We start from the raw sequence: 14708 nt of genomic DNA on the forward strand, positions 1-14708 counted from the left end.
AAAAACAAACAAGTTATTATACGCGAAAACGCGCTATTGTCACATGCTAAAATTGTACAAACGAATATAATCCTCAGTTGCTTCCGTCAACGGCTGCAAAATGACATAAAAAAATCCCCGGACTATTTTGCCCGGGGATTGATGCATTCAAATGTGATAACTGTATTGCAGCGTTCGCGCAATCTAACACCGTTTAGTGATCAATACTCAACCATGACATCACCCTGCGGCACACTGCAACACGACAGGATATATCCCTCTTCAACATCTTCGTCAGTGATCCCACCGTTGTGCGTCATCTCAACATCACCTTTCAGTTTTTTCACCTTACAGGTACCGCAGATCCCCATCCCGCAAGCTTTCGGAATCGTCAGCCCCACTTTGGCAGCAGCCGAGTGCACGGTTTCTCCCGGTGCAATCTGGACGGTTTTGTCACTGGCTGTAAACACGACTTCAATCATTTCACTTGGGAGAATCGCTTCTGCTTCTTCAGCAGCAACTTCCGCATCGTGAGCCGCCTGCTCTTCAACGACATCCGGGGTCGCACCGAAGGCTTCTTCATGATAATTGCGCATGTCAAAGCCAGCATTTTCCAGCATCGCACGCACAGCCTTCATGTATGGCGTCGGCCCACAACAGAAAATTTCTCGCTCCATAAAATCAGGTGCCATCATTTTCAGTTTAATTTCATCGAAAAAGCCCCGGTATCCTGACCAGTTCTGTCCTGACTCCAACCTTTCACAAATCAGATGTAAGTTGAAGTTAGAAATTCGCGAAGACATAAACTCCAGCTCCCGGTGGAAGATCACATCCCGAGGCGTTCTGGCGCTATGCACAAACACAATATTGACATCAGTGTTGGTATCATACGCCCAGCGTGCCATCGACATCACCGGCGTAATCCCCACCCCACCGGATAACAGCAAAATCTTTTCTGCCGGGAAATCAATGCTATTGAAGTTGCCGACCGGACCGTGAACGGCCAGCTCAAACCCTTCGTCCATATTGTCATGCAACCAATTTGACACCAACCCACCGGGAACACGTTTTACCGTAATAGAGAAACTATAAGGCACAGACGGCGGGCTGGATATCGTATATGAACGGAAGATCTGTTCACCTGCAATCTCAAGTTCTAATGTGACGAATTGACCCGGTTTAAAAAAGAACATAATCGGCTGATCAGCCATAAAACAGAATGTTTTGGTATCCCACGTTTCTTGTATCGCCTTCACACATCTCACAACATGACGACCGTTGCTCCATGTTTGTGTCGTAACGGGAATAAATGAATTGCTAATGGCTGGTGTGTTGTTCGGGGTATTCATATCCGGCATCTCCGCAACGGTGTTATATAGTTATATCCCTCCATGGAGGTTGATCGTATTGTTCAGGTATACGCAAAAATACATTTATCTCTCAACGACGTCCTATTGTCTAATACAGTCATTTATTTTGATTTTTTTTTCTCTTTGTCTCAAACAGCATCATTCGATGTCGTGTATAGACTCTTCTCAAATAATGTAAACGTGCACGATAAGCAAAGACACTCGCTCATTCCCTTATTTTTTTAAGGGCGGGGATTGAGGTGTGTAGCAAGGAAGCCCAGATCGGGTATAAAACTAACCCCCAGAAAAGAAGATTGAAGCAATGACACAGAATGATTTACTCAATATTAGCTATGCAAGTTTGGATATAGCCCGCGATAAAATGACCGAACTACTGAGTGAACGTCAACCGAATTACTCATTACCACGTCCCTTATATAATGATCCGTTGATGTTCCGGGTTGATGTAGAAGAGATCTTCCAAAAAGAGTGGTTGTTTGTCGGGATGACCAGTGAGATCCCCAGTAAAGGAGACTATTTTACTGTTGAAATTGCTCAAAACCCGGTTCTGATTGTTCGCGATGCCGATGGTTCTGTGAATGCGTTTCACAATACCTGCCGACATCGTGGTTCACGCATTTGTCTCGAACATCGGGGAAAAGTTGCCAATCTTGTCTGTCCTTATCACCAATGGACATACAACACCAAAGGCAATTTGCTCTTTGCCGGCACAGAAATGGGGGATGATTTTGACATGTCAAAACATAAGCTCCACGCAGTTCACTGTAAAACTGCGGGCGGCTTTATTTTCATCTGTCTTGGTGAAAATCCCCCTGAATCTGACTTCGATGAATTTCTGGCAACCCTCGAAGAATACATGGAACCGTATGATGTCGAAAACACCAAGCTAGCGGTTGAGTCAAACATGTATGAAAAAGCTAACTGGAAGCTGGTCCTGGAAAACAACCGTGAGTGTTATCACTGTTCCGGAAGCCATCCAGAGCTATTGAATACGCTGCTGGAATGGGATGATACCAATGATCCTCGCGCCTCAGCAGAATTCCTTGCCCACTACCAGCGCATGGCAAACGAATGGGATGCTGAGAAAATCCCGCATGAGCACAAAAACTTCGGGGCTCGTAACCGTCTGGTTCGTATGCCACTCAAGGAAGGCACTGAAGTGATGACCATTGATGGTAACCACGGTTGTGAGAAACTACTGGGACGAATTAAGAACCGTCAACTCGGCTCGCTCCGTATCCTGCATTTGCCTAACTCGTGGAACCACATGCAAAGTGACCATTTTATTGTCTTTCGTGTCTTGCCGATTTCAGCACAGGAAAGTCTGGTCACCACCAAATGGTTCGTGCACAAAGATGCGCTCGAAGGTCAGGACTATGATCCGGAGCGGCTACGTCAGGTTTGGGATGCAACCAATGATCAGGACCGAATTCTGGGAGAGGAGAACCAACGCGGCATTAATTCACTTGCTTATCAACCGGGACCTTATTCACAAACCTTTGAATTTGGCGTAATTAACTTTGTCGATTGGTATTCGGATAGCGTATTGAATAACCTAAAAGAGAAATAATCCTGCTCATTCGTTTATTTCGTTTTCGAGCCGCAATCGCGGCTCGTCTTGAAAGGAAGTATGACAAGGAATGAGAACACATCAACACCCCACCCTATTTAAGTTTTTATGACATTAGATATATATGAGTCAAATTGCACTACAGGCGAGTGACAGCGATTGAGTGATAAATATTTCTCGAATAGAGCGGTTCACAGACTTTACCAACGTAGTCTGCACGTAACATGATATAACTCATATTTGGATAGAAATTAGTTAGATACATTCGGTTAAAAATAAGAGCAGACCAAAAAATAAAAATATCTCGTCAAATTCGATAATAATAATAAGTTGCTCAGGCTCGGGGAGTGATTTTATAAGAAAGAGTGACTTTATGAGAAAAGTTCAAAGGTTTTAGCCAGATATGGTAGCCACCATATCTGTGACTGGATTAAAAAACATTACTTTTAGAGGATTTCAGAATTGTTCCAATAACGCTGATAAATTGTGAATAATTTGCAGTATTAATATGAATTCAAATTAGTATAAGCTATATAAACGCAGTGATACAAATCACGAATTCTTGTTTACTTCCTTTAATTTTAAAAATGAATTAGTTATAACTCACATTAAATAAGCGACGCATCATTAGATGCAAACGGGCGTGTTACTGCTAAGCAGGCAAGACCTGGAATGGACAAGAAATTGTCTTTCCAGGTCTTTTTTTTGTCAAAAAAAAGGATAACTGATGAACTACGAGAATTTAACAAAGTCCATCTTGGAGTATGTCGGCGGTAAAGAAAATATATCGAGTGCTTTACATTGCTCGACTAGACTCCGATTGGAACTTAAAAACTCTTCTAATGCTGACTTAGAAAAAATAAAGACAATCCCAGGAGTTATGGGCGCTGTATATAGTGGAGGTCAATGCCAAATTATTATAGGAAACAATGTAAGTACTGTTTTTCAAAACCTAACTGATTCTATTGGTGGTAGCATTGAGAAAACAGAGATTAAATCAGAAAAAATGGACCTTTCATTTAAAGGAATATTTAATAAATTTGCAGCTGTAGTAACTGGTATTTTTCAACCGATTATACCTGCAATAGCAGCTTCAGGAATGTTAAAAGCATTACTTCTGCTCTCAGTTTCTCTAGAATTAACAAGTAAAACTAGCCAATTTTACTTAGTAATGAGTTTTATTGCAGATGCCGCATTCTATTTTCTCCCTTTATTACTTGCATTTTCTTGTGCTCAGAAATTCAAAACAAATCCTTTTGTTTCTGTAGCTCTAGCTGGTGTATTAATCCACCCAAAACTAATTGCATTGATGGGTTCTGGAACGCCAATTGATTTTATTGGTTTCCACATCCCTTCTGTTTCATATGCATCTTCAGTACTTCCAATTATTTTTTCAATATGGTTGATGTCATATATTGAACCGCTTGCAGATAAAGTGTCTCCAGGGGCTGTCAAAATTTTCATGAAGCCTTTATTGGTTCTAGTGATTGTCGCACCAATAGCATTAATTATTCTTGGCCCTCTTGGTAATTATTTGGGACAGGGATTATCAAGTGGTGTTTTCTGGGTACAAAGTAAAGTTGGTTGGTTAGCTGTTGCATTATTATCAATATTCATGCCACTGATTGTGATGTTTGGAATGCATAAAGTTTTTTATCCAATCATATTTGCAGCTATGGCAAGTCCGGGGTATGAGACATTAATTCATAGTGCGATGCTCTCTTCAAATATTGCTCAAGGTGCAGGTGCATTAACAGTTTGGTTTATGGCTAAAGATGTCTCATTAAAACAAGTTGCATTACCCGCAGGTATCTCTGCATTATTTGGTATTACAGAGCCCGCATTATATGGCATACATTTAAAATTAAAACGCCCATTGTTAGGTTGCATGGTCGGTGCTGGTTGCGCTGGAGCATTTGCCGGGCTTGTGACATTAAAAGCTTATGCGCCGGTAGGACCAGGCTTAGCCTCTTTACCGATGTGGATCGGTGAAGGAAATAATTTCTACTACGCATTAATTACTCTTGGCATATCACTGATTGTTACACCAATAGCAATAACGTTGATTGGTTTTGATGAAAAATAATTATATCTAAAGACATGACAAACACACTAGAAAAGGTAAACTATGAACATTAAATTAAATACTCTCGCTGTCACTATTTCACTTGTTTTTATCGCGCCACAATTACAAGCATATCAACTTATTAAGGATAATGATAATGATGTGAAATTAACTGGTATGGCGTATGCCGGACATTTCTTTGGTAATGAAAAAAATAGTGCGAACTATGGTAGTAATAACTTTTTAAGATTTGGCGTAGATGCTAAAACAGCCATCGATGAAAAATTGACTGCCATAGGTAGATATGAGGCTCAATTTAAATTAAATAACCCGGATAGTGAGCAAAATTTTGCATCAAATGTAAACAGCTCAGATAATAGAAATGCTGGTGATGCACAAGGCACTAACATCCGTACCAGATTAATTTTTATTGGGCTTGGTGTGAAAGATATCGGAACATTTACATTTGGCCGTCAATGGAGTCCTAATGCAGATACTTTCACTGGATGGACAGATATTGGCTATACAGATGGATATACAGGCGCTGCTTTAGGATTGGGGACTGACCGTTTTGCATCAGCAAGAGCAAGTGATGTATTGAAATATTCTGGCGTATTCGGGAAAGCACATATTCTAGCAAGTTATAAATTTAAGACTAAAAGAGATACGAGTACCCTAGATAAAGACAATAGCGCGTATAATTTAGCGATGACGTATGACTTACCAATGCATATGTCTGTCGGTGCTGGATTTATAAATGGTAATCGTCCTCAAAGTACAGCAGGTGTCAGTACGAGTGATCCTAAATTATATTTAACAGGTTTAAAGTATGATGATTCTTCTTGGTATGCAGCCGTAACTGCTTCTAAGGGAACTGATTTTCTAACGAATGGTGTAGATCATAAAGGTATAGAAACTGCATTACGCTATACTTTTACCAATGGTTTCGGGTTACTTACTACTTGGGAAAAACAAACTGTTGATGTCAATGGGAAAAGTCTAGATTCTCATAATTCAACAACATTGGGTGCTATATACAACTTCAACCAACATTTGAGTGTATCTTTTGAATACCGCATTAATAGCCTTGATAAAAATGCTTGGGATCCTGCAGCGGTAAGAGCATATGGTGATTATAGTAAGACTTCAGGCTCATATAATTCAGAGGCTGTCGATGCAGCTGATGATTATCAATTTGCCGTCAAATATTTATTTTAAAACCCCCAACTATAATATGCTAATAAGTTAAAAAATTAATCACATTATACAATGCTATAGTTAATTTTATCTTTATCTATATAAAAATAAATATATAGGGCGTGCTACTGTATTCTCAGGCAAGTCCCGAGTAGAGTATTACATCTTAATACTCTACTCGGCATTTTTTGGTAATTTAAGATAAAGTACATCTATTATGTTAATAATTTATCCAATGATATTGGTTGTGTATAAAATAGATTATTTATCACTCTATATTCCTTATGTTTAATTATATGTCGATCGCGATCTGTAGTTTTACACTGAATTGAGTTGTTCTAAAACTATGCCGTATCCCATTCATAAGCTAAGGAATATGTTTCATTTGACCATTAAGGCATGAACTCTTGATATTCGACTAATTCCTCGGATTGCCCCTCTTGCGCCTGACCGTTTGAGAGTTGCATCAGTAGCTGCTTCACCAAAATAGCATAAACAAACATCATGGGGAGTCCTGCGACAACGCACAGTGACTTAATCGTATCAATGCCGCCGCCACACAAGAAAACGCTAAAACTGATCAGTGCGATTGCCCCTGCCCACATGAGTTTTACTTTGTTATCCGGGTCACCTCTTAACGATAACTGATTCGTCGTCAGCATGGCCGTAGCCACACTCGCACTCGACATCGTGGTTAACATCAAGAAGAACTGAATCACTAAGAACACGGTTAAAATGACATTTTTCGCCGGCAGGGTTTGGATGAGTGAAACAACTGCAAAGGTTAGTCCGCCCTCGCTCATCCAATCTTGCACCGGATAGCCGCCAAAAAGCTGTGCCCAAACTGCATACCCGCCAAAGATAGAGATAAAGAATGCACATCCCAACGACCCCATAAATATCGTGTACAAAATCACTTCACGGATTGTACGACCTCTTGATATACGGGTAATGAATAACCCCATCATGATGAGATAAGCGTAGTACCAGAACCAATAGTATTGCGTCCAACTCTGTGGGAAACCACTCTGCTGCACCGGGTCGGTCCATAATGACATCCGGAAATAACTGTCCAACATCACCCCAAAAGAATCGGTGACGTTATTTAAAATAAAGGGGGCGTTTGACGTAAATAACACGAACAGTGCAAAGCAGATGGCCGCAACGACAGTGTAGTCAGAAACCTTGCTGATCCCTCGATTGAACCCCACCAGCATGACCACAAACAATACCAAGACGAACAGCAAGATGATGCTGCCTTGAAGCATCAAATTGTTGTCAATCTCAAACAGTTGAGATACGCCTTCACTCAATAGCGTCACCGTCAGCGCCAATGAACTGGCAAAAGCAGCTAATGTGCCAAAGATGGCAACCAAGTCGATACATTTCGCGACAATAGGGTTCTTGCCTAATACCGGCTCACACAGCGTTGAGAGCTTTAATGTACGTTTCTTCTGGACATAAAAGGCGTAAGAAAAGGGAATCGCAGGAAAACAGTAAATCGCCCAACCGGTAATGCCCCAGTGAAACATTGAATAGGTGACTGACCATGCTGCTGCGGTGTAGCTATTGGCGTCTGCGAACAATGGTGGGGATTGCAGGTTATACATAGGTTCGCCAATACCCCAATATATCAGAGAAGCCCCAACGCCCGCAGTAAAGATCATGCCACCATAAGAGAAGTTTGAATATTCAGGCTTATCGTCCCCTAAACGAATCGCTCCGTATTTAGAAAATGCAAGCCAAAACAGAAAAAACACTAATGCTAAACTAGCCAGTTGCGCTAACCAGCCGAACCAATTTGTCACAAAAGTCATGGCATTACCGGCCATCGCCTGAGACAAATCTGGATATAGTGAAGAGACAACCAGCAGAAGTAATACCAGCATGATAGCCGGAATCGTGAGTCCAAAGTTGAGATTATTCAACGCTGTCTCTCCATGTCGCTAGCGCTTTAATATGACTTGGTTCAATCCCACAGCATCCACCAATGATACTCGCGCCTAGCTGGTGCCACTTCTGAGCAAACTCAAGATACTCTTGTGGTGAAACATTGCGCATTGTCTGGATGGTGTCATTGGCTTGGTGCCCTGACTTGATCGGCGTAAAACTATTCGCGAATACACCGATGGTCAGCATCTTGCCTGAGCGTTCCAGCACTTGATTGACATCCAAAATCGCTTGCTCAACAACCTCTGGTACCGAACAGTTAAAAAAGATCCCCGCGGCATTGGTTGCGAATAAGGCTTCAACAGCATCGGTGACCAATTCACCTGAGCGAAGGCGGGATTGCTGCCCCACCTCATCCATCAGGGTAAAAGAGAAATAAACCGGTTTATCCGTGTGAGCCAAAACCTTTGAGATCACTTCCGCTTCCGCAAGGCTCGCCACTGTTTCAGCCAGCCAGAGATCAACATACTGGTCTTGGGCATTAAATAGCGTCGAACTGATCTCATAAGCGCTTGCAGCTTCAAACAGGTCTGGACGATATGAACCAAACGCTGGCGGGATCGATCCTGCGACCAAAACCTCTTGCTGGGATTCAGAAACGACCTCTTGCGCAATTCGAGCCGCTTTTTTGGCAAGCTCTGCCCCTTGTTCGGTAAAGCGTTCTGCGCCTAAATGGAAAGGTACACAAGCATAGCTATTGACGATGATAATCTGTGCGCCGGCCTCGATAAAACCTTGGTGAGCCTGCTTCACATGCTTTGGCGATTCAATCAGCGCCTGAGCGCTCCAAAGTGGTTGAGAAAAAGGAGCGCCAATCCGTTTTAGCTCACGCCCCATCCCACCATCCAAAATTGTAATATTTGCCATTTTAGACTTCTATACTGCTAAACATCCATGCAGGTATTTAACCACAGTATTCAGGAAATTATATTGAGAATCTCTCATCACAAACATGAATAAAATTCATATTAGAGCATCATTGAATATTTATATTCATGACATGATGTCATGAATGATTGATTGACGCCCATAAATTCGCTGCTCAATCGTCTCCGCGCTGCTCTTTCTCTGCTTTCTGATCCTGAATAATCTTCCCCAGAGACGGTAAAAAATCTCGGTTGATATACGATTCACTACGCCAGATTTTGGATTTCATGAGCGCTTTAGGGCAATGAAAGAACAGTGAGTCTACAGTCACTTTGATCACTAACTTTGGCTTTGTTTTCCCATCCAGACAAAAGTCTCTGATTTCATCATCAATATGGATCGATGCCATCCCTTTCACTCTCACCACATCTTCAATGCCGGAAACCATGAACAGTAACCCGACTTTTGGGTTGGTGATGAGATTAGTTAAGGTATCTAACCGGTTGTTACCCGGGCTGTCCGGAAAAACCAACGTTTTGTCGTCCAATACTTGGACAAATCCAGCTTCGCCACCGCGAGGAGAGACATCTAACGAACCATCTTGATTGGTTGACGCGAGCAAAAACAGTCTGCTGTTTTCAATGAAGGTGCGGGAGTGCTGATCAATGTGTTGGATTTCTTTGGCAACAGCAAGTGGATGCGGTGTGCTATAGAGCGCTCTTAATTGTTCCAATGTGGTGATTTGCGTCATTTTATACTTTCTCTTTTGTTATCGGTCATAAACTATTTGTAAATGATAGTAAGTATCATTTGAAATTGGTTTGCATTATCATGTTCTAACTCATAGGACAGAGTCAAATGCCATCTCGACGAGATGTCACTCTTAGATATTTACAGCCATAAACCGAAGCCAATCGTATGTTGAACCTCAAAGCCGTTTTTACCGTTTTTCTTTTTTCTTTCACGACAACGTTGAGTTGGGCAGACGATAGCGTGACGTATCCCATCAAAATTCAGCATGCCTTTGGTACGACCATCATTCAGAAAAAACCGGTGAGGGTTGCGACAGTCGCATGGGCGAACCATGAAGTACCGCTGGCGCTTGGTGTGGTACCGGTTGGTTTTGCTGCCGCGACTTTTGGTGACGATGACGGGGACGGCGTTCTGCCTTGGGTCAAAGCGCGACTCGATGCTCTCGGGGCGCAAACACCGCCACTGTTCGATGAAGGCGATGGGATTGATTTCGAAGCGGTTGCTGCAACGCAGCCGGATGTCATTCTTGCTGCGTATTCTGGTTTAAGCCGTGCTGATTACGACACACTCAGCATGATTGCACCGGTGGTGGCATATCCAAATGCACCTTGGTCGACTGACTGGCGAAGCATGATTCGCATCAACAGTTTGGGCATGGGAATGGCGCAAGAAGGGGAAGCGCTCATTACACGCATTGAGCAAGACATCGCATCGCGAACAGCGAAGTACCCTGAACTTAAGGGGAAATCGGCCATGTTTATTACCCATTTAGACCCGACCGATTTGAGTGTGGTGCACTTTTACACCGATAACGATACACGTGTGAAATTCTTCAATGACTTAACTCTAATCTCCCCCCAGAGCATTCGTGATTTGAGTCGTTCCGGGCAGTTTTCCGGTGAAGCCAGTATTGAACAAATCGACGCATTTAATGATGTCGATATCTTTGTCACCTATGGTGGTGAAGCACTGTTAAAGCCGCTTTCCAATAACCCATTGATGTCAAAAATGAATGCGGTGAAACACGGTTCGATTGTCATGCTGGGCAGCGGGCCGTTAGCCACCGCAGCCAATCCGACCCCGTTATCTATCTCATGGGTATTGGATGATTACCTAGAGGCGTTGGCAGCGGCTGCACGCAAAGCGCAATGAAGTCCCCTGTTTCAAAAAATCATCAGTTTACAGTGGGACGTTTTGCAATTTCGCGCCCGGTGACTCTCGTTACTTTGCTGATTGTGTTGTTGCTTTTATGCCTGCTCTCTGTCGCCTTAGGGACAAGAGAAGTGACATGGAACGAAATTATCAGCGCCATTCAGGGAAACCTCAATACCGTGGGCGAAGCCGCAGTCGCGATGCGCATTCCGCGTACCGCTTTGGCGGTCATTGCGGGCGCTTCTTTAGGCTTGGCAGGCACTGTCATGCAGGGCGTAACTCGCAATCCTCTGGCCGATCCCGGCATTCTCGGTGTAAACATTGGCGCTTCTTTTTTTGTGGTCGTCGGGCTGGCTTGGTTGGGTATCAATCAAATCCAGACTTATGTCTGGATGGCAATTTTAGGCGCAGCACTCACCGCCGTATTCGTTTATACCATCGGCTCAATGGGACGAGGTGGCGCAACACCGCTGAAGCTCGCGTTAGCAGGCGCTGCAACTTCAGCGGCTTTATCATGTTTCACCATCGCGGTTGTGTTACCACGTAACGATATCGCTGGCGGAGCCAGATCCTGGCAGATTGGCGGTGTCGGTGGTGCAACATTCGAAACCATTACTCTCGTTTTGCCTTTCTTACTTGTTGGGTTAGTCATCACAGCGCTGACTGCAAGAAAATTAAACAGCTTAGCACTTGGGGACGAACTCGCCGCCGGTTTGGGTGAAAATGTGGTTTTGGCGCGCAGTGCTGCCGGGCTGGGCGCTATTTTACTATGTGGCGCGACAACCGCGATTTGTGGACCGATAGGCTTTGTTGGTTTGGTTGTGCCGCATTTTTGCCGTCTGTTAGTGGGCGTGGATCATCGCTGGTTATTGCCTTTCTCTGCGGTGGGCGGGGCAAGTTTGCTGTTGCTTGCAGATATTGCAGGACGAATCATTTCCCGTCCCAGTGAGTTATCTGTCGGGGTGGTCACCGCGTTTATTGGTGCCCCCTTCTTTATCTGGATTGTGCGTCGTCAGCGCGTTAGGGAATTATGATGTCCGCTGAATTACCTCTTTTACAACAAGTGAGATCGGCCCGTCAGCAACGGATGCGACGCTGGTCTTTACTCACCCTTGGCTTATTGATTTTAGCCGGGTCTGCTTGGTGCTTAACCCTGATCTTGGGTCAATCGTATACCTCTCCGGCTGTCGTCTGGGGCGTGTTACAAGGAGAGCATATTCCCGGCGCGAGTTTCACCGTCGGGTATTTACGATTGCCCAGAGCGATGATTTCGTTACTGGTCGGCATGAGTTTTGGCTTAGCCGGCGTCGCATTTCAAACCATGCTGCGTAACCCTTTAGCCAGCCCGGATATCGTGGGTGTGAGTTCCGGGGCCAGTGCAGCGGCGGTGTTTGCCATTATTGTTCTGAATATGGATGGTTCTGCCGTCGCTATTTTTTCAATTTTGGTGGGTTTGGCTGTTGCGCTGACGGTTTATGGCCTCTCTTATAAAAATGGTGTCGCAGGAACACGGTTGATTCTGATCGGGATTGGCATTTCCGCAATGATTGAAAGTTATATCGCCTATCTGTTGTCGCAAGCCTCATCCTGGGATCTGCAAGAAGCGATGCGCTGGTTAACGGGTAGCGTCAATTCAGTACAGATTCATCAAAGTATTTCACTGTTGATTTCATTGGTTATTTTTGGCAGTTTGCTCCTGAGTCAGACAAAGTCTTTAGACGCATTACGGCTAGGCGATGACACCGCTGCGGCTCTGGGTGTCAATATCACCGTCACCCGCATCATCGTTATGGTATGTGCTGTCGGTTTAATTGCGGTTGCCACCGCCGTAACAGGCCCTATCGCTTTTGTGGCATTTCTCTCCGGGCCAATCGCTGCGCGCATGGTCGGTTCTAACGGCACCCTGTTCATTCCTGCTGCGCTCGTCGGGGCGGTATTAGTATTGACGGGCGATTATATTGGACAGTTTCTTCTTCCAAGCCGCTATCCGGTCGGTGTGATAACGGGCGCTTTGGGTGCACCTTATCTCATTTATTTAATTATTCGCGTGAATCGTAAAGGGGGATCTTTGTGACCAAAGCTCATGAACTTGTGGTCGAGCAGTTATCTGCCGGTTATGGCGAAAAAACGATCGTCAAACATCTCTCGCTCAAGATAGTACCGGGAAAAATCACCTCGATTGTCGGGGCGAATGCCTGTGGCAAGTCAACGCTGTTAAAAACCCTGTCTCGTTTACTGACGCCTTCTCAAGGGCAAGTGTTACTTGATGGAAAATCGGTCCATCACAGCCCGACCAGAACATTAGCACGGACATTGGGGTTGTTGCCTCAGTCTCCGATTGCACCCGAAGGTATTACGGTTGGTGATCTCGTCAGTCGTGGGCGTCATCCGCATCATGGGATCATGTCACGCTGGCGCAAACAAGATGACGAGGCGGTCGCGAATGCGCTGGAAGTCACCAAGCTAACCGACCTGATAGAGAGCGACGTGGATGCGCTGTCCGGGGGGCAGCGTCAGCGCGTTTGGATAGCAATGGCGCTGGCTCAGGAAACGGATATTTTGCTGCTCGATGAACCGACAACGTTTTTAGATGTGACGCATCAAATCGAAGTGTTGGATTTACTGGTGGATCTGAATCTACAGCGTGGGATTACCATCGTGATGGTTTTGCATGATCTCAACTTAGCTGCCCGCTATTCAGACAATTTGCTTGCGATGATCAACGGACAGGTTCATGCACACGGCAAGCCGGAAAAAGTGCTGACGAATGAGACGATTCAAGCCGTGTTTGGTTTGAACAACCATATCATGATTGACCCGGTGTCGAACATTCCGATGATGATTCCTATCGGTCGACACAAGCTTAAATAGCTGTCAAAGCAAAGCGACTTCCACCAGCACGATATGGATGTCGTTCTTCGTTGGAAAGTCGCTGCACAAATGCCAGCAGAGCCGGATTATCAGACGTATTTTTATAGACAAAGTGCAGCGGCGATGTGTGGGGTAACACATCTAACGGTGTATAACAGAGCATATTCGAAGGTCGCGTGAAGTGGCGCTCATTGACGATGGCAACCCCATTGCCCGCTGCGACCAAACCAAGCATGGTGCTTTCTCCGTGTGCCCATTGAGTAACGTCTGGTGCCCAGCCTATCTCATGGAACAGCGCTTCTTGCCAGTCGAAGTAATAAGGATCCACGCTTCTTGGCAAACGCACAGCAGGCAATCGGTTGAGCGCTTCAACCGTGATTGAAGGTGATATGGTTTTCCCCCAACTCGCTGGATAAGCCAGAACCAACTTGTCTTGAGCGACAGGTTGTACCGCATATTCAGAAGACAACTCAGAGAAATGATACAAGAAAGCCCCGTCAATCTGATCAAGCTCTAATCGTTTCAGCAACACCATGGGTGTATCTGAATAGACCTCAAGTTCAACGTCGTGGTTATCATGGCAAAACTGACTCACGCACTGATTCATGGCCCCTTCCCACAACACGAAGTCATGCGCCCCTAAAGCGAGAGAGCCATATTCTGTATGAGTAAACTGACGAACATGCTCGTTCGCGTCGTCAATTTGTCTGATAATTGCACCTAACTGTTTTTGATAAATCTTTCCTGCACGATTCAGACGTAATCCTTTCGGCTGGCGGTCGAATAATAAAACGCCCAGTTCTGTTTCTAATTCTTTGATTTTTCTTGATATGGCCGGTTGAGTCACATGCACTTTCTGTGCAGCCAAGCGAATATTTTGTGTTTCAGCAACTGCTAAAAAGTATTTGAGGTGGCGTAGCTCCATGTGGTTGTT

At 44.5% G+C, this 14708-nt stretch carries 12 protein-coding genes; 7 read left to right on the forward strand and 5 right to left on the reverse strand.

The window, feature by feature from the left end:
- Nucleotides 1-200: 200 nt before the first annotated feature.
- On the reverse strand, nucleotides 201-1328 hold the full coding sequence (locus OCU60_RS09325) for a hybrid-cluster NAD(P)-dependent oxidoreductase (RefSeq protein ID WP_323393732.1): 1128 nt from the start codon (nucleotides 1326-1328) through the stop codon (nucleotides 201-203).
- Between the two features lie 322 nt (nucleotides 1329-1650).
- On the opposite strand from OCU60_RS09325, the gene OCU60_RS09330 reads away from it, so the two are divergent.
- From OCU60_RS09330 to OCU60_RS09340, 3 genes are all read left to right on the forward strand, one after another.
- Nucleotides 1651-2919: an aromatic ring-hydroxylating oxygenase subunit alpha gene (locus OCU60_RS09330; protein WP_074372616.1), complete on the forward strand. Its 1269-nt coding sequence runs from the start codon at nucleotides 1651-1653 to the stop codon at nucleotides 2917-2919.
- Nucleotides 2920-3646: 727 nt separating this feature from the next.
- Nucleotides 3647-5005 carry a PTS transporter subunit EIIC gene (locus OCU60_RS09335; protein WP_074372617.1) on the forward strand — a complete coding sequence of 453 codons (1359 nt, stop codon included), beginning with the start codon at nucleotides 3647-3649 and terminating at the stop codon, nucleotides 5003-5005.
- A 42-nt stretch (nucleotides 5006-5047) separates the two neighbouring features.
- Nucleotides 5048-6202 (forward strand): porin, encoded by a 1155-nt coding sequence (locus OCU60_RS09340; RefSeq protein ID WP_074372618.1) that lies wholly within the window; start codon nucleotides 5048-5050, stop codon nucleotides 6200-6202.
- A 371-nt stretch (nucleotides 6203-6573) separates the two neighbouring features.
- On the opposite strand, the gene OCU60_RS09345 is transcribed toward OCU60_RS09340, so the two are convergent.
- The 3 genes from OCU60_RS09345 to OCU60_RS09355 all read right to left on the reverse strand — a co-directional run bounded on the left by OCU60_RS09345 (nucleotide 6574) and on the right by OCU60_RS09355 (nucleotide 9749).
- Nucleotides 6574-8109 (reverse strand): BCCT family transporter, encoded by a 1536-nt coding sequence (locus OCU60_RS09345; RefSeq protein ID WP_074372619.1) that lies wholly within the window; start codon nucleotides 8107-8109, stop codon nucleotides 6574-6576.
- On the reverse strand, nucleotides 8102-8998 hold the full coding sequence (locus OCU60_RS09350) for a homocysteine S-methyltransferase family protein (RefSeq protein WP_074372620.1): 897 nt from the start codon (nucleotides 8996-8998) through the stop codon (nucleotides 8102-8104). The genes OCU60_RS09345 and OCU60_RS09350 overlap by 8 nt, the downstream gene beginning before the upstream one ends.
- A 175-nt stretch (nucleotides 8999-9173) precedes the next feature.
- A complete protein-coding gene (locus OCU60_RS09355; RefSeq protein ID WP_074372621.1) occupies nucleotides 9174-9749 on the reverse strand; it encodes an MSMEG_1061 family FMN-dependent PPOX-type flavoprotein in 576 nt (191 codons plus the stop codon).
- 167 nt (nucleotides 9750-9916) lie between these two features.
- On the opposite strand from OCU60_RS09355, the gene OCU60_RS09360 reads away from it, so the two are divergent.
- The 4 genes from OCU60_RS09360 to OCU60_RS09375 are packed head-to-tail and all read left to right on the forward strand — an operon-like array spanning nucleotide 9917 to nucleotide 13774.
- A complete protein-coding gene (locus tag OCU60_RS09360; RefSeq protein WP_074372622.1) occupies nucleotides 9917-10903 on the forward strand; it encodes an iron-siderophore ABC transporter substrate-binding protein in 987 nt (328 codons plus the stop codon).
- Nucleotides 10900-11937: a FecCD family ABC transporter permease gene (locus OCU60_RS09365; protein WP_083602615.1), complete on the forward strand. Its 1038-nt coding sequence runs from the start codon at nucleotides 10900-10902 to the stop codon at nucleotides 11935-11937. Before OCU60_RS09360 ends, OCU60_RS09365 begins: the two co-directional genes overlap by 4 nt.
- Nucleotides 11937-12977, forward strand: a complete 1041-nt coding sequence (locus OCU60_RS09370) for a FecCD family ABC transporter permease (RefSeq protein ID WP_261854719.1) — start codon at nucleotides 11937-11939, stop codon at nucleotides 12975-12977. Before OCU60_RS09365 ends, OCU60_RS09370 begins: the two co-directional genes overlap by 1 nt.
- Nucleotides 12974-13774 carry an ABC transporter ATP-binding protein gene (locus tag OCU60_RS09375; protein ID WP_074372624.1) on the forward strand — a complete coding sequence of 267 codons (801 nt, stop codon included), beginning with the start codon at nucleotides 12974-12976 and terminating at the stop codon, nucleotides 13772-13774. Before OCU60_RS09370 ends, OCU60_RS09375 begins: the two co-directional genes overlap by 4 nt.
- On the opposite strand, the gene OCU60_RS09380 is transcribed toward OCU60_RS09375, so the two are convergent.
- On the reverse strand, nucleotides 13767-14699 hold the full coding sequence (locus tag OCU60_RS09380; RefSeq protein WP_074372625.1) for a LysR family transcriptional regulator: 933 nt from the start codon (nucleotides 14697-14699) through the stop codon (nucleotides 13767-13769). The two genes, OCU60_RS09375 and OCU60_RS09380, sit on opposite strands and share 8 nt — an antisense overlap.
- Nucleotides 14700-14708 lie beyond the last annotated feature (9 nt).

The sequence above is a fragment of the Vibrio spartinae genome (assembly GCF_024347135.1).
Taxonomy (GTDB): Bacteria; Pseudomonadota; Gammaproteobacteria; order Enterobacterales; family Vibrionaceae; genus Vibrio; species Vibrio spartinae.